A 17,470-nucleotide genomic window follows, 5' to 3' on the forward strand; every position below is an offset into this window, starting at 1 on the left:
AAAACTGTACCGTCTGGACGGTTTATTTTTACCAGGCGGGGGTAGCGAGTGCAACATTCGGGCCGTGTTGTGTAGATTGTTCAACAACAATCTCGTGCCACACGCCACACAAAGAGAGGGAGTGCTATGAGCCAAACACCGGAGAAGAGCCATGCCCGCGCCGCGTCCCGTGCGCGCAACAGCGCCGGGCGCACCGCCATTCTCGGAGCCATGTTCCTCATGGCCACCAGCGCCATCGGCCCCGGATTTCTCACGCAGACCAGCGTGTTCACTGTGCAGATGGGCGCGGCCTTTGCCTTTGCCATCCTCGTGTCCATCCTGGTGGACGTGGCCATTCAGATGAACGTGTGGCGCGTCCTGGGAATCACCGGCCTGCGCGCCAACGAGCTGGGCAATACCGTGCTGCCCGGCCTCGGCTGGATCATGGCGGCCTGCGTCTTTGCCGGCGGCCTGGTGTTCAACATCGGCAACATTGCTGGGGCCGGGCTGGGGACCAATGCCATGCTGGGGGTAGATCCCAAGATCGGCGGAGCGGTCTCCGCGCTGGTGGCCGTGCTGGTATTCCTCTCCAAGCGCGCGGGCATGGCGCTGGATCGGATCGTGGCGGGCCTGGGCGCGCTGATGATCCTGCTCATGCTCTATGTGGCCATCGCCTCCGCCCCGCCCGTGGGCGAGGCCCTGAAGAACACCGTGGCTCCCGAGGAGGTGGATTTCCTGGTGATTACCACGCTGGTGGGCGGCACCGTGGGCGGATACATCACCTTCGCCGGGGCCCACCGCATGATTGATAGCGGCTTCACCGGCCCGGAGAATCTTTCCCAGATCACCCGGGGTTCCGTGCTGGGGATCATCGTCACCGGCGTGATGCGCGTGCTGCTCTTCCTGGCCGTGCTGGGCGTGGTGGCCACGGGTGTGACCCTGGCCAGTGATAACACGGCGGCCGATGCCTTCTACCACGCCGCCGGGGAGATCGGCCTGCGCCTCTTTGGCGTGGTGCTCTGGGCTGCGGGCCTGACCTCGGTGATCGGGGCCTCCTATACCTCAATCAGCTTCGTGACCACCCAGAACACCCCCGCCAAGGTGCGCTCGTTGGCCACCGTGGCGTTCATCGTGGTGTGCGCCGTGGCGTACTTCCTCCTGAACTCCGCCCCACAGACCCTGCTCATCTTCGCCGGCGCCTTCAACGGGCTGATCCTCCCGGTGGGCTTCGCCGTGGTGCTGTGGGTGACCTGGCGGCGCAGCGACCTGCTGCGTGGGTACTCCTACCCGATGTGGCTCAAGATCCTGGGCACGGTGGTGTGGGTGCTCACCATCTACCTGGGGTGGAACTCGCTATCCGGCCTCGCGGCGCTGTGGTGATAAAGCGGGGGTTAGGCCGGGGCCTCCATCAATCCCAGCACCACCTCGCAGGTGCGTTCCAAGGAGGCTCGCAGCAATTCCGCAGCCTGCGCGGAATCCCCCTCGCGCAGGGAGGAGACCACCGCCCGGTTATCCGCGATGAACCGGGCGTGAAAGTCCGGCTCCAGGCGCTCGGCGGCAAGAAATACCAGCCGCATCTGGGCCAGGATCTGCTGCATCGTCTCCGTTAGCAGGCAAGCCCCGGAACCGACCACGATCTCCTGGTGAAAGCGCTGGTTAGCCTGCGCCACCAGCGGCAGATCGCGGCGTCGATAAGCGTTCTCCGCCTCGGCCACGGTGGCGTCGAGGGTTTCCACCGATACCCGATCGCCCCAGCGCAGCGCGGCGGGCTCGATAATCATGCGCGCGGCATAGAGAGCGTGGACGTCGGCGGCGGTGGGGGAGGCGATGAACACCCCGCGATTCGGCTCGCGCACCACCAGCCCCTCGGCGGCGAGCATGCTAAACGCCTCCCGCAGCGTGTTGCGGGAAATACCCAGCCGCCGGGTCATCTCTATCTCGCGGAGTTGATCGCCGGGGCGGTATTCCCCGGCGGAAATCGCGCGACGCAGCCCGGCGGCCGCCTGCGCTGCTCTCATGGGTTCCTCTATTCGATCCGAGCCAGGGCGGTGCCGCGTTCCACGGCATCGCCAGGGGAGGTCAGAAGATGAATGGTACCGGAGCGCGGGGCGGTCACGTTGGATTCCATCTTCATCGCCTCCACCGTGGCCACGGCCTGGCCCTCGGTGACCTCCTCGCCGTCCTCCACCTTCCACGCCACCAGCGTGCCGGTGTAGGGGCAGACCACCTCATCGCCGCTCCTGCCGCTTTCCGACGCCCCCGTGGCCGCCGCCCCCTTGCTCGCCGTCGCGGGCGCGGCTGCCGCGCTGGTGAACAGGTGCGCAGGCAGCCCCACGGAGTGCAGGCGGCCGTCGATCTCGATGGTCACGGTGGTGCGCTCGGTGTAGGCCTCCTCGATGGCCTCGGCGGAATCCCCAAAGGTGGGGGTGTATTCCTTGTCCACCCAGTTCGTGTAGATGTCCAGGCTGTCCCCGATCAACGCCGGGTGCTCCACGATGTCGCGCTGGAAGGGCAGCACCGTGCGCACGCCCTCGATGCGGAACTCGCGCAGGGCGCGGCGGGCGCGCACCAGGGCGACCTCGCGGGTGGGGCCCCACACGATCAGCTTGGCCAGCAGGGAATCGTACACGCCCGGAATGCTAAAGCCCGCGCGCACGCCCGTGTCCACGCGGATACCGGGGCCCAGCGGCGGCTCGAAGGCGGTGATGGTGCCGGGGCAGGGCACGAAGCCGTGGGCGACGTCCTCCGCATTGATGCGGAACTCAAAGGCGTGCCCGTTGGAGGTGGGATCGCCCTCGAAGGAAAGGGGGTGGCCTGCGGCAATGCGGAACTGCTCCGCGATGATGTCCAGGCCGGTCACGGCCTCGGTGACGGGGTGCTCCACCTGGACGCGGGTGTTGACCTCCAGGAAGGAGACGGTGCCGTCCTCGGAGACGATGAACTCCACCGTGCCCGCCCCCAGATACCCGGCCGCGCGGCACACCTCGCGCGCGCCCTCGATGATCGCGGTGCGCTGCTTATCGGTGAGGAAGGGCGCGGGAGCCTCCTCCACGAGCTTCTGGAAGCGCCGCTGCGTGGAGCAATCCCGGGTGCCCAGCACGGCCACGTTCCCGTGGCTATCCGCCAACACCTGGGCCTCCACGTGGCGGGGCTTGGTGAGGAACTTCTCCACAAAGCACTCCCCGCGCCCAAAGGCCTCCGTGGCCTCGCGCCCAGCGGAGAGGAAGGCGTCCTCGATCTCGCTGGCCTCGGAGACCACCTTCAGGCCGCGCCCGCCGCCGCCGAAGGCCGCTTTGATGGCGATGGGCAGGCCGTGCTCCTCGGCGAAGTCGCGGGCCTGCTCCCAGGAATCCACCGGGTCGGAGGTGCCGGGAGCCAGCGGCGCGCCCACGGACTCCGCGATGCGGCGGGCCGAGACCTTATCGCCCAGGGAGTCGATCGTTTCCGGGCGCGGGCCGATCCAGGTCATGCCCGCCGCGATGACGTCGCGGGCAAAGGAGGAGTTCTCCGAGAGGAAGCCGTAGCCGGGGTGAATGCAGTTCGCGCCCGCGCGCACGGCGATGTCGATGATGGCCGGGGCGTTGAGGTACGTCTCCGCCGGGGAGGTTCCGGGGAGGCGGTAGGCCTCGTCGGCCGCCAGCGCGTGCGGGGCCTCGGCGTCGGCATCGGAGTACACGGCGATGGACCTCATGCCGAGGTCGGCAGCCACGCGGGCGATGCGCACGGCGATCTCGCCGCGATTGGCGATGAGAACGGTGGACAGGGGGGTGATCTCGCTCATGGTTAGGCTCCTTGATCCGGCTGATAGTGCGTAAAGCGCACGGTGGCGCCCGCGGGTAATTGGGCGGCGAGGTCTAAATCCTCGGGAATAACGGTGGCGATAATGGGATAGCCGCCGGTGACGGGGTGATCGCGCAGGAACACCACCGGCGTGCCCTGGGGAGGCACCTGAATGCACCCGGCCACCACGCCCTCGCTGGCCAGCTCGCCCTCGTGGGCGCGGCGCAGCGGGGTGCCGTCCAGGCGCAGGCCCACGCGGTTGGAGTAGGGCGTGACGGTCCATTCCTGCTCTGTGAGCGCGGAGAACCCGCCCTCGAACCAGGAATCACGCGGCCCGGCCACGCACCGCAGCACGGCCGCCTCCCCGGGCCGCACGCGCAGCGGATTGACAGTGGGGCGCGCGGCGCCGCCCCGGCGGTGGGGGTGTACCCGCAGGATCTGCCCGGCCTCCAGGGGGGCGGGCCCCAGCCCGGAGAGCACGTCCGCAGAGCGCGATCCCAGCACCTGCGGGGCAGCCAATCCGCCGCGCACCGCGAGGTAGGAGCGCTGGCCCGCGCTGGCCGCGCCGATGGTCAGCGTAGCCCCGGCCGGAAGCACACGCGGGGCGCCCAGAGGGACGGCACGGCCGTTGATGGTGACCTCGGCCTGTGCACCGGTCACGGCCACCGTGGCATCGACCAGCGCGCTCAGCCGCAGCCCGCCGATGTTCTCTATCACCGCGCTGCCAGCGGGATTGCCCACCGCGCTATTGGCGGCATAGGCGCTGGCCCGATCCGCCGCCCCAGACTCGGTTACGCCGAGGTCACCGTGCCCGCCGCGCCCCTGATCCTGGACGAGGCTCAACAGGCCCGGATCATCCAGCGTGAGCGCGGGCAGGTGGATCCCGCTTATCGACGCCGCAGCGGCGGGCTCGGCCACCTCGATGGATTCCCGCACCGCGCGATAACGCACCGTATCTCCGGGGCGGATCGCCGCCGGTGGGGTGGCGGCGGAGTCCCACATGGGGGTGGGGGAGTGCCCCAGCAGCCGCCACCCGCCCGGGGAGGTGCGGGGATAGACGGCGGAGAAGGAATCCGCCAGCCCCACCGCGCCGTGGGGAACCTGGGTGCGCGGGCTTTCCAACCGGGGCACCCGCCGGGCCTGGGTGGGATCGAGGGGCACGCAGTAGGTAAAGCCGGGGGCGAAGCCGCCAAAGGCAGCCCGCCACGGCGTTTCCGTATGCCAGGCGATGAGTTCCTCGGTGGAGGTACCCAGCAACTCGGCCGTGTGGGCGAGGTCGGGGCCATCGTAGACCACCTCTACCTCCACCTCACGCGGGGTTTGGGCGGTGGTTTCTTGGGGTTCTAAGGCAGCGAGCAGGTTCGCGGCCTGGCGGGCGTGGCGCGGGGACTCGGTAACCACCAGCACGGTGGTGGCGGCGGCGATGAGTTCCACCTGCCCCGGCACCGGGTGCGCGGTGAGGTGGGAGTGCCAGCGCAGGGCGAGGTCAAGCTCCCCAACTTCCACGAGGAGGGCGCGGGTGCCCACGCGGTGAATTGCAGTACTCATGCGCTACCCCTCGATAAAGCTGCGGATGCTCACGCCGTCTGCCCGCAGGCCCGCCACGATGGCTCGTGTCATCTCCACCGCGCCGGGGGAATCCCCGTGCACGCACACCGACTGCGCGTCCACGGGCACCTCCGTGCCATCGACGGCCGTGACGCTCCCGCTGGCGGCCACCTGGCGCACGCGCGCCAGCACCTCCTCGGCGCTGCCCAGCACCGCGCCGGGCTCGCGGCGGCTCAGCAGCGTGCCATCGGGGTTGTAGCCGCGATCGGCAAAGGCCTCGCGGATCACGGTCATGCCCCGGCCCTCCGCCAGGTTCACGGCCACCCCGCCGGGCAGCAGCATGAGGGGGAGATCCCCGAAGGCCCGCACGCCGTCGATCACGGCCTGGGCCTGCTCTTTGTGGTGCACAATGGCGTTATAGAGCGCCCCGTGCGGCTTGACGTAGGAGACCTTGGTGCCGTGGGCGGCGGCCAGGGCGGAGAGCGCGCCGATCTGATAAAGCACCTCATCGGCCAGTTCCATAGGCGCGTAGTCGATGAAGCGGCGGCCGAAGCCGGGGGCGTCCTGGTATCCTACGTGCGCGCCGACGTTCACGCCGTGCTCGGCGGCGCGGCGCACGGTGGAGGCGATGGAGTGGGGGTCACCGGCGTGAAAACCGCAGGCGACGTTGGCGCTGGAGACCAGAGAGATCATGGCGGCGTCATCGGCCACGGGGTTGCCAGCGGTGGTTTCTCCGAGGTCGGCGTTGAGGTCAATGTGGGACACGGGGAGCAGCCCTCCTCTTGAAGATTGTTCAACAATGATTCCGTGGCCTCCGAGTGTAGCGGCCCGGGGCATATTGTGAAATCCGTCATAGGTGGAATTGGTATGTGGCATGACTTTCGTTGAGGAGGTGGGTAGGATGGGGGAGTCAGTACGCGAAAGATGGCGAGCACTGGCCGATCCCTATAGAGTAGAGTAGGGTGGGGGAGTCCAATGAAAGGGGTTGTCACCATGACCAAGAGCTACGTGGCAAAAGGTCTGGCCAGCGCGATTGCGCTGGCTGCCGCGTTGAGCGGCACCGCCGTAGCCGGAGCCGAGGAAAGCTCGGCGTATGATTCTTACCAGTCCACCGGGCAGTCCGCTCTGGCGAGCCTGGCTCAAGAAATCTTCGATCTTACTAACCAGCACCGCGCGGAGTACGATGTCTCGCCCCTGCGTTACGATTCCTTCCTCGGCTGGAACGCCCAGCAGTGGGCCGAGGAACTGCGCGATAACCACACGGTGAGCCACTCCGAGGACGCCGAGGTGGAGAACATCGCCTGGTTTAACAGCGCCCCCACCGCCGAAGAGGTGCTGGACTTCTGGTTGCAGAACCCCGGTGCACGCGAGAACCTGCTTGACCCCGAGCTGAACAAGATCGGCATCGGCATCGCCCAGGCAGAGGACGGCTCCTACGTGGTGCAGCGCTTCGAGGAGTAGGAAGCGTACGCTATTTGATAGTGTTGAGTGCTCTCCGGGTACGCGTACCGGGGAGCACTTTTTGTATTCTCGGGGGTTTATTCCGCCACCACCCCCACGTTCGTCCCCGGCACCTCCCACGCGCCGGGTTGATCCGTGGTGAGGGCGCTCAGAAACTCTCGTGATTCCGCAGGCAGGGGGATCAGCCACCCCTCGTCCGGGTCAAGTGATGGATTGCCCTCGCCGGGCATGAGCGTGACGTCCCGGGAATCCGGGCAGGCCAGGCGCGCCGCCGCGCCTGCTTCGAGGGCTTTCCTCGCCTCCCGCAGCGCTGCCGGGGAGGTGGTGAGTACCACCAGGGACTCCGCCGTGTGCACGTGCAGGTGCGCGGCTAGAATCTTCACGGCCTCGCGCGGAGCGCGGGGCAGGGGAGGGGTGGTGCGCCGCCGAAACCACCGCATGATTAATCGTCCGCCACCATCGGTTCCAGGGTGAATTCGGGGTGTTCGCGCTGCACAAAGGCCAGTTTCCACTTATCGCCAAAGAGCGCCACCAGTTCCCCGTCCGTGCGGGTGAAGATCTCCACGCCGCGCTGGCGGCCCAGGCCGGGGGCGGATTCGGCGTCGGTGCGCCGGGCCACCTTGTAGGGCACCGGGTCGGCCTGCGTCTCTACTCCGTATTCGTTGAGCATGCGGGCCTGCATGACCTCGAACTGCATGGGGCCCACCGCCGCCATCACCGGGGCGGCGTCGCCGCGGGCGTCGTTACGCAGGATCTGCACCACGCCCTCGGCGGTGAGTTGATCGAGGGCCTTGCGGAACTGTTTGTACTTGCCCAGGGACTTCGCGCGCAGGGTGCGGAAGTGTTCGGGGGCGAACTGCGGCATGGGCGGGTACTGCACCTTGCGCCCGGAAAAGATTGTGTCTCCGGGGGCTAGTGCGCCGGCGTTGACCAGGCCCACGATGTCACCGGGAAAGGCCGTTTCCACCGTCTCGCGGGTGCGGCCAAACACCGTGAGCGCGTACTTGGTGGAAAAGGCGCGCCCGGATTGCGCGTGGGTGACCTGCATTCCGCGCTCGAACTCCCCGGACACCACGCGCATGAAGGCCAGCGTATCGCGGTGATTGCGATCCATGCCCGCCTGCACCTTGAACACCACCCCGGAGAACGGATCGGTCACCTCGCGGTGGGTATCCATCGCGCTTGTTGACGCCGCCACGGCCTTCTCATCGGCATTCCGTGCGCGGGGGGCGGGGGCCAGGGCGCAGAGGGTATCGAGGATCTGGTGCACGCCGAAGTTCAGCATGGCGGAGGCGAAGATGAGGGGGGAGGTCTCGCAGTTTTCAAAGAGCTCCTGATCGTGCAGGGCGCCGTCCGCCGCCAGCAGCTCGGCCTCCTCCTGGGCGGTATCCCACACGTCTCCCTCGCGCGCGGCGGCAGCCTGGGGATCGTAGTGTTCCTCCGGGGCGATGCTGGCCCCGCCTGCGGTGCGGGTGAAGTGAATGTATTGGCTCACCTCGCCGGAGTCCTCCACCCGGGCTAGCCCCCGGAAGTCTCCGGCCTCGCCCACGGGCCAAAACAGCGGCGTGGGTTGCAGCCCGATCTCGGAGACGATCTCGTCCACCAGCTCCAGGGGGGAGCGGCCCACGCGATCCCACTTATTAATCACGGTGATGATGGGCAGGCCGCGCGCCTTGCACACCCGGAAGAGCTGAAGGGTCTGGGGTTCGAGGCCCTTGGCGGCGTCGATAAGCATGACCGCCGCGTCCACCGCCATGAGCACGCGGTACGTGTCCTCGGAGAAGTCCGCGTGGCCGGGGGTGTCCACCAGGTTAATCATGTACGGCTCGCCCTCGTGGCCGTCCGGGGAGTACTCGAATTGCAGGGCCGAGGAGGCAATGGAGATACCGCGATCCTTCTCCATTTCCATCCAGTCCGAGACGGTGGACTTGCGCCCGGCCTTGCCGTGTACCGCGCCGGCCTCCGCGATCATGTGCGCGTGCAGCGCTAATGCCTCGGTGAGGGTGGACTTGCCGGCGTCCGGGTGGGCGATCACGGCGAAGGTGCGGCGGCGGAAGGCTTCTGCGGCGGTGCTCATAGGGTATTAGGGTACCCAGCGGGGGTGGTGCGGGGGCGGTGGGGTGGCATCGAATGTCAGTGGCGCATATCATTTTTTATGGACTGATGGGGGGTAGGCCTCTAGCTTTAGGGAAGTAATTTCCTCATACTTTGGAGGTATTTGCGATGCTAATCAGCAAAAAATACAAGCCAATCGCATCGGCCGCTGCCGCGGTGATGGCTGTGGCTGGGGGGATGTTCGTGGCCGGGGTGGAGTCAGCCCATGCCGCCGGAGGGTGCCACATTCGTACTGATGTTCCCGATGCCGCTAACGATGCCACGGTGGGCCGGGCGGGTTGCGGTAACGCCCTGTGGGGTACCGGTCGGATCAAGGAAGATCGCAGTAACTTCCCCGATGACATAGTGGGCTCTAAGGGATTCATGGCAGGGTGAGCATGATCTATGGCTCTTGCGGTAATGGCAAGGGGAAGTACTACTCGGAGTTCAGTTCCAGCAGCGGGGCATTTGGGCAGTCAGCGCGTACCACCACGTGCCTCTAGATAAGGAGACTCTTTTGGCCTGTGTGAGCATCAAGGGGCTCTCCTTCCGCTATCGGAAGGCGGAGGTTCTCTGCGGGCTGGACTGGGAGGTGAGCAGCGGCGTCACCGTGCTGCTGGGTCCCAATGGTTCCGGCAAGAGCACCCTTATCAAATGCCTGGCGGGTATCCTCCCGGTGCAGGAAGGCGCTATTACCTTTGCGGAGGGCGGTTCCGGCATAGGGTACGTTCCACAAAACCCCAGTCTGCCGGGTCTCGCACGGGTGCGGGATCTTCTCAGCTACCCCGCCTGGCTGAGTGGGGTGCCGCGTGGGGAGATCCCGCGCCGGGTGGATACGGCGGTGGAGCGCCTGGATTTGGGCGCACTTCAACGACACAGGGTACGTACCCTCAGCGGAGGGGAGCTGCAGCAGGTGGCTATTGGCGCGGGGGTCATCAACGATCCCTCGCTATTGCTTCTCGACGAACCCACGGTGGGCTTAGATCCTTCTCAGCGCATGAGGACGCGCCGGATGATCGCGGGGCTGGGCACCTCCGTGGTGATGTCAACCCACCTCACGGAGGATATTCAGGCTATGGAGGCCCAGGTGGCGATTCTTTCGGAAGGGAAGATTCAGGCCTCCGGCAGCAGCCGGGATCTCTTGGCGCAGCAAACCAGCGAGGGGTACGGTTCCTCCTTCGAGGCCTTTTATGAACGCATTGTCCTGGGGAGAGGGGAAGATCATGGTTTCCCCGCCTAAGACGCACGTCCTCGCGCCTTTCCTCCTCATGGCGGTGGGAGGTTTTCTGGCCACGATGGATCTCTTGCACACAAGTTTCCCGGTATGGCAGCACCTCTCCGTGGCCCTCCATGAAAGACTGTGGCTTCCGGGTACCGCGCTGGTCGGTCTCAGTGCTTTCCTGGCGGTGCTGACCCACCCACGAGGTTCGATGCTGCACACCCCGGTGCATCCCCGTGCAGGGGCGTGGGATTTTCTCACGCAGGCGGGCGCGGTGACGGCTTTCTCTCTCATCGGGTACGCGGTGGGGCTGCTTCCCGTATTTATTCGGGGTGCGCGTTACGCCTCTTGGGGCCACATACACCTTACCGACGTCATGATCGCGGTCGCGGGTATAGCTCTGCTCGCGTGCTGTGGGTATGCCGTGGGAATGCTCGTGGGCCGCATGATGGTGGTACCCCTGGTGGTTATCGTGACTTTCCTGCTTCTGGGGATCACGGTGGAACCATTGTGGCGGCCCTGGGGATTGGTGGTTCCCGTGCGTGGGGTTGAGGCGGATACCCGCTTTGTCACCAGCCCTTTTACGGCGATCTTTGCGGTGCTAGCCACGGTGGTGGCGGTGCTTTTTCTGGGCTACCTGGTGCAATCCAGGTTGCGTGGGGGCATAGGCCACCTCACCTGGGGCCTGGCGCTGTGTGCCGTGGTGGCTACCGCCTTTGTGTGGCGCCCGGAGATCTATGTGGTAGATCCCGGGCTAGAGCAGCGATGCCATGAGAATCAGGGGGTGCAGGTGTGCCTGCACGCCGCGCACCTTCCGGCTCAGGCGGACGTGGATGCGGTGGTGACTCGCCTGCGGCAGGCGGGGCTGGGTGAGAGCCTCCGCGAGGTCAATGATCGCGCTGTGGTGGACCGCGATGATTCTCGCGCAGGGGAGGGTTTTGTGGACATCTTCACCGGCCCCTTTTCGGTAAACACCATTCCAGCCTCCACGGAGGAAGGGGTGGCCTACAGCGCAGTTAATTCCCTTATTGCTCACGGCTGTGTGTGGTCGAAGGAGGGCGGAATCGCGATGCCGTGATGAACCTCAGAAATAATGTTTTGTATCTGGCTGAGTACGAGGCCCTGCTCGATGACTCCTGGAGCGCCGGGGTGAGGTTCTCGGCCCAAGAGGTGGAGTCCATCATGGCCCGCCACGAGGAGGATATTTACGCCTGCCGTTGGGATGGCACCCCATGAGCGGGGTCGTGCGGGGCTTTATGCATGTGCGTGGTATTCCTGCGACGCTTGTGCTCGTGCTGGTAGCCATGACTGCCTCGGTGGCGTTGGCAACGGTCTCGGTGGGGGTAAGCGTGGAGCCGGGTCAACCCACGCGGGCAGTGGGAGCCCCGGAAATCTTTCCCGCCTTTCTCGCCATGTGCCTGCCGCTGGTGTGCGTCCCGCGTTTCTCCGGCCGGGAGGCGGTGGGTTCCTTATGTTCACGGGTGGTACACACTATTTTCTCCTTAGGGGTGGGCTTTCTTCCCAGCCTTGCTGCGGTGGCGTGGCACCTTTACGTTGATGCCCGCTATACAGGTATTCCTCCTCTTCTGCCCTTGCTGGGGACTCCTGTGGTGTTAGGTTTGCTGGGGGTGGTGGCGCTCTATGCCGCCGGAGCGGTGTGGTCTGTCCTCGCCCCCGGAGCGCTCATGGTCACCATTGTGCTGGCCCAGCATCTCGCCCCGGAGGCGGCATTCTCCCAGTACTTCTCCACCGCTAAGGAGTGGGTGATTCCGTGGGAACTCTGCCTGGTGCTTTTGGCGTTAGCCACCGGGTTGGCATGGCGTAGGCATTCTCTTCCCCCGGGCGCGATTTAGCGGGTGATTGCCTGTTCTATATGGTCTCTATATGCTCGGAGGCTTGATGATGTGTGTTCAGGGTTAATGCCTCGTGAGGGTGGGTCTCCCAGCGTCCAAGCCGGCGATCACGGCGAAGGCGCTCCGTGAGGTTTACCAAAACCCAATGGTCTTATACTATACGTTCATGAAGAAAACGTTCATGAAGAAAAACCTTTTCGTGCGGAAAGCGGCCGCCGTTGCCCTCGGCATCGTCATGGCGAGCGCTCCTCTCGCCACCGCTCAGCCCGCGATGTCCCTCGGCTCAGCCGTGCCCGCCGTCTGGGGCACCCCGCCGGAGGGTGCGCAGCAGATTGTTACCTTTGGTGATTCCTTCACCGCCATCGGCCCCATCGCTCCCGGTAACGGTGAGCACACGGAAAACGGCTACCAGCTCAAACCCACCTGCAAGAAGGACACCCGCAACTGGCCACACTCCGCGGCACAGGCCACGAATAAAAGCCTGGCGGACTGGTCTTGCAACGGAACGGGCGGCATGATGCCCCTGGTGGAACTTCCCGCCGTGGTGGAGGAGGCGATCCTCGCCGGGAACATCGGCCCCGGCACCGAGCGCGTGGTGATTATGTACGGAGGCCTCGACACCTTCCAGTGGGTGGACGTGGCCGCCTCCATCGCCAACGCGCAGAACCTGGCCCCCAGCATGATGCAGGGCGTGTACGCCACGATCAAGAATCGAGTGGCCCAGGCCGCCCCCGACGCCGAAGTGGTCATCGCGGGATACCCGGAAATGGCCGCCGACGATCGCCTGTGCCTCATCAATCCCGTGCCCGATCAGCCTGCGGCGCTGCCCGCCCCTGGGGCCGACCTCATTCAGGATCACCTGCGCAACGCCGCGCGGCACGCCGCCGAGGCCAACGGCCTGCGCTTCATCGACACCCTGGAACTCACCCGGAGGCACGGCACCTGCGCCCCCAAACCCGAGGACAGGTGGGTGGTAGGTATGTATGACCCGGCGGTACCTACCAACCTCACCAACCACCCCTCGATCAACGGCAGCATGGAGATCGGCAAGATCATCGGGCAGGAGTTGTACAGGTAGGTTTTTGCTTAGCGACGGGCGTCCAGCCTGGCGGTGTCCACCGTTCCTAGGGCGAGCAGGCCGCCAAGCAGGAAGAACCCTCCGAGCGTCACGGTGAACGGATTGATCGTGAGCAATATGTTCCACTCCACCGGGTGATCGATGTCCCGCCAGGGGTATAAAAGCAGGAAGAGCAGCACGGTTAGGGGCGGGGCCCAGGCCACCATGCGGGAGGAGAAAGCCGCGCTCAGGCAGCATAGCCCCTGCCAGAAGGCGGTGGCGGAAAGATACATGGCTACATCGCGGGCGGTGAGGCCGACGCCCGCGATGGCCTGTATGGTCGCCATGCTGATAATAAGCAGTAGAAACTGAGTGAGCATGATCCCGCCGAGGCTGAGTACACGTATCCGCAGCAGGCGAGTAGGAGCGGTGGCCTCCATCGCGGGGGCCACCGGGTGTACCGTGCTAGCCGCGAGCGCGCCCAATACCACTGGGAGTAGACGGGTAAGCGGGGTATCGCGGATACCGTTGGCACCATAAATGCCATACGAGGTGGGAAAGAGCAGGAGTAGTAGCACGCAGGCCACGGCGCTAAGCGCCAGGGCGGTATAAACCCGCCGGGAAGAGAGGAAACTGCGGTACATGGCTTAGGCTTCCGGCGTCGTGGTGTTCTTCATCCCGCTGAGCAGCCTGCGATAGGCGCTTTCCAGGGCGTCGATGGAGCGGTCCCCTGAGTCGGTGAGTGCTCGTGCCGGGCCGCTGTGCCGAATGGTGCCCTCGCCTAGTACCAGAATGTGATCCGCGCAGGAGGCTACGTCCTCCACTAGGTGTGTGCTGAGCAGAATCGTGGGGGGATCGTCTTGATCGCGCAGGCGGGAGAGTAACTGGCGGAACTCGTAGCGCTGCTCCGGGTCTAGGCCAGCCGTGGGTTCGTCCAGAATAATGAACTTGGGGGAACCGGCGATGCTCGCCGCGATGCCTGCCCGCTGGCGCATACCCCCGGAGAGTTCCTTGATCCGCGTGTCACTGCTGTTCTCTAGGCCCACGGCGGCGATGGCGCTCTCGGCGGCCTCCGCGCGCCGCGCGGCGGGGTATTCCCGCATCCATAGGCAGTAGCGCACGAACTCCTGCACGCTCATGCGCTCGTCCACGGAGAAGTTCTGCGGCAAGAACCCCAGGTTACGGCGAATATCGTTGCGCTCTGAGCGCAGGGCGGGATTAAGGCCGCCCATGCGGATCTCACCGGCACTCGGGGAGGCGATGTTGGCCAGAATCCGTAGCAGGGTGCTCTTGCCAGCACCGTTGGGGCTGAGCAGGCCCGTGATGGAGTGGGCGGGAATATCAAAACTAAGGCCGTGGAGCACTTCCTTGCGGCGATAACCGGCGACGATCCCGGTGCAGGAGAAGGCGGGGTGATTATCCATGAGCACGAAACTCCTCGGGGTCATAGGAACAGGTGGCGGTAAAGGAAGAGAGCGCGGAGGCTAGGCGGGTGAGTTGTTCTTCCTCGCTGAGCTGGGCGAGTTCCCGGGAATAATCCAGGCGGGTGCCATCGCGCTCGGGATCGGAGGTGCTAAAGCCGGTGTAGGCGATGTCCCCGTAGAGGAAATTGGTCAGCAGGTCATAGAGCAGATCGGACTGCTCCGGTGCTTCGAGGGAGCAGGCGTCCGGCCATTGGCGGAGAAAATCGGCAAAACTCTGGGCGGCGGGCCAGCTGGGAGTATTCCCGCCGAGGGCAAAGATATAGGTGAGGAGGTATTCCTTCTTTTCCACCTCCTCCGGGGTTTTGGCGCGATCCTGGGGGATACCCGGCTCAATGGCAAGAATGGGCGTGGCGGGTAATCCCGCTGCCGCGCGCAGATCGCGGGTGCGCTGAAGATAAGCGCGAATATCGTCCCACTTAAAGGAGTCCTCCCGCCAAATGCACAGGGTGTCCTCGCCCGAATCCTCGCAGAGGATATTCTCATAGTCCGTGCGGACGTAGCCGCTGGTCTGCACGCCACCCATGCTGAAAATCGCGGCGACGGTGAGGGCGACGCCCACGATGGCGGTGGTACGGGAGGCCCGCGCGGTGATGGTGCGGCGAGCCGTGGTAAGCGGTACCGCGATGAACAGAATGAATGCGCAAATTACAATGACTTCCCACGAGGAAGGACGGAAAACATCCCAGGTGTCCACTTCTGCCGTGGTGAGTGCGATGTACATGCCGGCGTAGAGGCCAAGAAATAGGGCGATGATCGCGCTGCGCAGGGGGCCGAAGCGCAGGTGGGCGGTGAGCGCACCTAATAAATACAGTATGAAGCTAAAGGCCAGGGCATAGGCTCCGTAGCGAAGATCGAGGTACCCTGGAAGGGAGAGGATAGCCCCGATGAGGAGCATGGCTCCCTGGGAAAGCAGGGTGGGGAGCAGAACGGAGAGGAGGTAGCCTCCGAGGATTTCCCGGAGGCGCACCACGAACCAGGAGCGCGGTGTGCTCAGCCAGATCGCCGTGCTGTGATGGGCAAGGCGGCTGGCCTCCTGCCAGGCGGCGATGGCACAGATGATTCCACCGGTAAAGACCAGGGGAGTCCATAGGGACATGGTGAGACCGTTATAAGAGGTAAACCAGACGTCCCTCATGATGAGGCAGAAGATGAGCCATATCGCGGGGATGGGTAATCCCGCGATGAGATGAGTGATGAGGCGTGAGCGCACCATGTCCTCCTTAATTAGCCGTTACTGCCAGAGGGTTTGGCCGCTGTGGACGTTGGAGGCGCAGCCTACGGTGGCGATGCGAGTAACATTCGATCCGACGCCCACGTAGGACCAATTGCTGAGCCGAGTGGGCTGTGCCGTGCACCAGACCTTGGTGGACACCTGGCCGCCCTTCGTGGCCGGCTGACAGTTGGTCCAGGCTTTCGAACCGTCAATGTATGCCTGGCAGCCATGCGTTTTGGTGCCTCGGTATCCCTGGGCGGCGTACGAGGCCGGGGCAAGAAGAGCGGCAGCAGTGGCTACCGTGAGGAGCGCAGAGCTGATCTTTTTTGCTTTCATATCAAGACCTTTCCCACAGGAGGGTTAGGGTGTCCTTATGGGCAAAAATTAACTTATGTGCCACACACCACTTGGTCAATGGTCTATGTAAAGATTCTGAAAAATCACCCCCAACCGGGTGGTATAGTTCGTATATTTTCCCTGGTATTCCATGCTCTGTGGCTCAGTCCACCCTCATTCGCTCCGCAGGGTAGGCTGAGCGGGTCGCTATACCACAGCAGAAAAGGAGTGCCATGAAGATCGGCATCATTGTTGGTTCCATCCGCGAGGGGCGGTTGGGAGATCAGGTTGGCCAGTGGGCGCTAGGAGTGGCGCGGGAGCAGCCGGAGAAGGAGGCCACCGAGTTCACCCTGATTGACCTCAAGGACTTTGACCTACCCCTGTATGCCTCCGAGGTGCTGCCCGCGATGGCCAACAAGGAGTATGGGAATGAGCAGGTGCAGGAGTGGTCGCGTGCCATTGACGCCTGCGATGCGTTCCTCTTTGTCACCCCGGAGTACAACCACTCGGTGCCGGGTGCGATGAAGAACGCCGTGGATTCCCTGGGTGCGGAGTGGCAGGGCAAGCCCATCGGCTTCATTGGTTATAGCGCCACGGGCGGTATCCGCGCGGTGGAGCATTGGCGCGCGATCATGGCCAATTTCCAGTGTCCCATGCTGCGGACCCAGCTCGATTTCAGCATTTTTACCGACGTCCGCGAGGGCGTGTTTAGCCCGAATCAGCGCTCGGTGGATACGTTGGTGCGCATGATCGGGGAGTTGGAGCGGGAGGCGGCGCGCCCGTAGCGGGGCGTCGTCAAGTAATTTAGCGTCGGTGGATCTCGTTCTGGGCGCGGGCGAGCCCCTGGCTGACGATGAGCCGCGCGGCCTCGGCGGCGTGCTCGATCCCGGAGTGCAGTTCCGGGGTATCGTCCATCGTGCCTAATACGTAGTCCACCACGGGGGTTCCTTTCGGGGGGCGGGAGATTCCCATGCGCACGCGCAGGTAATCGCGCGTGCCCAGTTCCGCGCTGAGAGATTTCAGCCCATTGTGCCCGTTTTCCGCCCCGCCCTGGCGCAGACGGGTGGTGCCGGTGGGGAGGTCGAGTTCGTCGTGGAGCACCACGATGCGTTCCGGGGGCAGCCCCAGTTCCCGGGCCAGCGGAGCCACGGCCTGCCCGGATTCGTTCATGTACGTGGTGGAGCGCAGCAGGGCCACGGGGATGGCGTCGATGGTGGTGCGGCAGGCGGTGGCGGGTGCGCCCGGGTAGGGCAGCAGGGGGGTGATGCCCCGGAGGGCGTCGATAGCCAGGTAGCCCACGTTGTGCCGGGTGTGTGCGTAGCGGGGGCCGGGGTTGCCGAGCCCGATGATGAGCCATTGCGCCCCGTGGAGGTGGGCCTCCTGCGCGGCGCGGGGGGAGCGGAAAATGTCCATGATCCGAGAGATAACTGCCACTGGTTCATTCTT

Annotated in this window: 18 protein-coding genes; 8 read left to right on the top strand and 10 right to left on the bottom strand. The window is 65.0% G+C overall.

The annotated features are described in order from the left end of the window. Nucleotides 1-126 precede the first annotated feature (126 nt). On the top strand, nt 127-1,359 hold the full coding sequence (locus Cocul_RS07955) for an NRAMP family divalent metal transporter (protein ID WP_055122762.1): 1,233 nt from the start codon (nt 127-129) through the stop codon (nt 1,357-1,359). Nucleotides 1,360-1,370: 11 nt separating this feature from the next. On the opposite strand, the gene Cocul_RS07960 is transcribed toward Cocul_RS07955, so the two are convergent. From Cocul_RS07960 to Cocul_RS07975, 4 genes are read right to left on the bottom strand one after another with little or no spacing between them, the layout of a single operon-like run. Further along, a complete protein-coding gene (locus Cocul_RS07960) occupies nt 1,371-1,997 on the bottom strand; it encodes a GntR family transcriptional regulator (protein ID WP_055122763.1) in 627 nt (208 codons plus the stop codon). Between the two features lie 8 nt (nt 1,998-2,005). Then, nucleotides 2,006-3,760 (bottom strand): acetyl/propionyl/methylcrotonyl-CoA carboxylase subunit alpha, encoded by a 1,755-nt coding sequence (locus tag Cocul_RS07965; RefSeq protein ID WP_055122764.1) that lies wholly within the window; start codon nt 3,758-3,760, stop codon nt 2,006-2,008. A gap of 2 nt (nt 3,761-3,762) precedes the next feature. Further along, nucleotides 3,763-5,307 (bottom strand): 5-oxoprolinase subunit B/C family protein, encoded by a 1,545-nt coding sequence (locus tag Cocul_RS07970; protein ID WP_055122765.1) that lies wholly within the window; start codon nt 5,305-5,307, stop codon nt 3,763-3,765. A gap of 3 nt (nt 5,308-5,310) precedes the next feature. Then, nucleotides 5,311-6,072, bottom strand: coding sequence for a LamB/YcsF family protein (locus Cocul_RS07975; protein WP_055122766.1), 762 nt, complete (start codon nt 6,070-6,072; stop codon nt 5,311-5,313). 228 nt (nt 6,073-6,300) lie between these two features. Here Cocul_RS07975 and Cocul_RS07980 point away from each other — a divergent pair, with 228 nt between their 5' ends. Continuing rightward, entirely contained in the window at nt 6,301-6,768 is a 468-nt protein-coding gene (locus tag Cocul_RS07980) for a CAP domain-containing protein (RefSeq protein ID WP_055122767.1), read from the top strand. Nucleotides 6,769-6,845: 77 nt separating this feature from the next. On the opposite strand, the gene Cocul_RS07985 is transcribed toward Cocul_RS07980, so the two are convergent. Then, the gene (locus tag Cocul_RS07985) at nt 6,846-7,208 is read right to left on the bottom strand and encodes a hypothetical protein (protein WP_055122768.1); all 363 of its coding nucleotides are present in this window, start codon (nt 7,206-7,208) and stop codon (nt 6,846-6,848) included. Between the two features lie 2 nt (nt 7,209-7,210). Then, entirely contained in the window at nt 7,211-8,845 is a 1,635-nt protein-coding gene (locus Cocul_RS07990; RefSeq protein ID WP_055122769.1) for a peptide chain release factor 3, read from the bottom strand. A 543-nt stretch (nt 8,846-9,388) separates the two neighbouring features. On the opposite strand from Cocul_RS07990, the gene Cocul_RS08000 reads away from it, so the two are divergent. The 5 genes from Cocul_RS08000 to Cocul_RS08015 all read left to right on the top strand — a co-directional run bounded on the left by Cocul_RS08000 (nt 9,389) and on the right by Cocul_RS08015 (nt 13,012). Next, nucleotides 9,389-10,102 carry an ABC transporter ATP-binding protein gene (locus tag Cocul_RS08000; protein ID WP_055122771.1) on the top strand — a complete coding sequence of 238 codons (714 nt, stop codon included), beginning with the start codon at nt 9,389-9,391 and terminating at the stop codon, nt 10,100-10,102. Beyond that, nucleotides 10,086-11,159, top strand: a complete 1,074-nt coding sequence (locus Cocul_RS08005) for a hypothetical protein (protein WP_055122772.1) — start codon at nt 10,086-10,088, stop codon at nt 11,157-11,159. The genes Cocul_RS08000 and Cocul_RS08005 overlap by 17 nt, the downstream gene beginning before the upstream one ends. Then, entirely contained in the window at nt 11,156-11,317 is a 162-nt protein-coding gene (locus tag Cocul_RS12495; RefSeq protein WP_160318506.1) for a hypothetical protein, read from the top strand. Before Cocul_RS08005 ends, Cocul_RS12495 begins: the two co-directional genes overlap by 4 nt. Then, nucleotides 11,314-11,934: a hypothetical protein gene (locus Cocul_RS08010; RefSeq protein ID WP_055122773.1), complete on the top strand. Its 621-nt coding sequence runs from the start codon at nt 11,314-11,316 to the stop codon at nt 11,932-11,934. The genes Cocul_RS12495 and Cocul_RS08010 overlap by 4 nt, the downstream gene beginning before the upstream one ends. Nucleotides 11,935-12,100: 166 nt before the next feature. Then, on the top strand, nt 12,101-13,012 hold the full coding sequence (locus Cocul_RS08015; RefSeq protein ID WP_160318507.1) for a GDSL-type esterase/lipase family protein: 912 nt from the start codon (nt 12,101-12,103) through the stop codon (nt 13,010-13,012). Nucleotides 13,013-13,020: 8 nt separating this feature from the next. On the opposite strand, the gene Cocul_RS08020 is transcribed toward Cocul_RS08015, so the two are convergent. From Cocul_RS08020 to Cocul_RS08030, 3 genes are read right to left on the bottom strand one after another with little or no spacing between them, the layout of a single operon-like run. Next, nucleotides 13,021-13,635 carry a hypothetical protein gene (locus Cocul_RS08020; protein WP_055122775.1) on the bottom strand — a complete coding sequence of 205 codons (615 nt, stop codon included), beginning with the start codon at nt 13,633-13,635 and terminating at the stop codon, nt 13,021-13,023. A gap of 3 nt (nt 13,636-13,638) precedes the next feature. Beyond that, nucleotides 13,639-14,415 carry an ABC transporter ATP-binding protein gene (locus Cocul_RS08025; protein ID WP_160318508.1) on the bottom strand — a complete coding sequence of 259 codons (777 nt, stop codon included), beginning with the start codon at nt 14,413-14,415 and terminating at the stop codon, nt 13,639-13,641. Beyond that, nucleotides 14,408-15,688: a hypothetical protein gene (locus tag Cocul_RS08030; RefSeq protein WP_055122777.1), complete on the bottom strand. Its 1,281-nt coding sequence runs from the start codon at nt 15,686-15,688 to the stop codon at nt 14,408-14,410. Before Cocul_RS08030 ends, Cocul_RS08025 begins: the two co-directional genes overlap by 8 nt. A gap of 569 nt (nt 15,689-16,257) precedes the next feature. Between Cocul_RS08030 and Cocul_RS08040 the strand changes: the two genes are divergently transcribed. Next, the gene (locus Cocul_RS08040) at nt 16,258-16,809 is read left to right on the top strand and encodes an NADPH-dependent FMN reductase (RefSeq protein ID WP_055122779.1); all 552 of its coding nucleotides are present in this window, start codon (nt 16,258-16,260) and stop codon (nt 16,807-16,809) included. A 19-nt stretch (nt 16,810-16,828) separates the two neighbouring features. Here the strand turns inward: Cocul_RS08040 and pth are convergent, their stop codons facing one another. After that, complete coding sequence (pth, locus tag Cocul_RS08045) at nt 16,829-17,437, bottom strand: aminoacyl-tRNA hydrolase (RefSeq protein ID WP_055122780.1); 609 nt, start codon at nt 17,435-17,437, stop codon at nt 16,829-16,831. Nucleotides 17,438-17,470 lie beyond the last annotated feature (33 nt).

The organism is Corynebacterium oculi (assembly GCF_001412105.1).
Lineage (GTDB): Bacteria > Actinomycetota > Actinomycetes > Mycobacteriales > Mycobacteriaceae > Corynebacterium > Corynebacterium oculi.

Bases quoted from the DNA above. Each gene is read 5' to 3' on its own strand.
- Cocul_RS08040 (WP_055122779.1), top strand. From the start codon at position 16,258: ATGAAGATCGGCATCATTGTTGGTTCCATCCGCGAGGGGCGGTTGGGA.
- Cocul_RS08030 (WP_055122777.1), bottom strand. From the start codon at position 15,688: ATGGTGCGCTCACGCCTCATCACTCATCTCATCGCGGGATTACCCATC.
- pth (WP_055122780.1), bottom strand. From the start codon at position 17,437: ATGGACATTTTCCGCTCCCCCCGCGCCGCGCAGGAGGCCCACCTCCAC.
- Cocul_RS07960 (WP_055122763.1), bottom strand. From the start codon at position 1,997: ATGAGAGCAGCGCAGGCGGCCGCCGGGCTGCGTCGCGCGATTTCCGCC.
- Cocul_RS08005 (WP_055122772.1), top strand. From the start codon at position 10,086: ATGGTTTCCCCGCCTAAGACGCACGTCCTCGCGCCTTTCCTCCTCATG.
- Cocul_RS07970 (WP_055122765.1), bottom strand. From the start codon at position 5,307: ATGAGTACTGCAATTCACCGCGTGGGCACCCGCGCCCTCCTCGTGGAA.
- Cocul_RS07990 (WP_055122769.1), bottom strand. From the start codon at position 8,845: ATGAGCACCGCCGCAGAAGCCTTCCGCCGCCGCACCTTCGCCGTGATC.
- Cocul_RS08010 (WP_055122773.1), top strand. From the start codon at position 11,314: ATGAGCGGGGTCGTGCGGGGCTTTATGCATGTGCGTGGTATTCCTGCG.
- Cocul_RS07965 (WP_055122764.1), bottom strand. From the start codon at position 3,760: ATGAGCGAGATCACCCCCCTGTCCACCGTTCTCATCGCCAATCGCGGC.
- Cocul_RS08025 (WP_160318508.1), bottom strand. From the start codon at position 14,415: ATGGATAATCACCCCGCCTTCTCCTGCACCGGGATCGTCGCCGGTTAT.
- Cocul_RS08020 (WP_055122775.1), bottom strand. From the start codon at position 13,635: ATGTACCGCAGTTTCCTCTCTTCCCGGCGGGTTTATACCGCCCTGGCG.
- Cocul_RS07985 (WP_055122768.1), bottom strand. From the start codon at position 7,208: ATGCGGTGGTTTCGGCGGCGCACCACCCCTCCCCTGCCCCGCGCTCCG.
- Cocul_RS08015 (WP_160318507.1), top strand. From the start codon at position 12,101: ATGAAGAAAACGTTCATGAAGAAAAACCTTTTCGTGCGGAAAGCGGCC.
- Cocul_RS07980 (WP_055122767.1), top strand. From the start codon at position 6,301: ATGACCAAGAGCTACGTGGCAAAAGGTCTGGCCAGCGCGATTGCGCTG.
- Cocul_RS07955 (WP_055122762.1), top strand. From the start codon at position 127: ATGAGCCAAACACCGGAGAAGAGCCATGCCCGCGCCGCGTCCCGTGCG.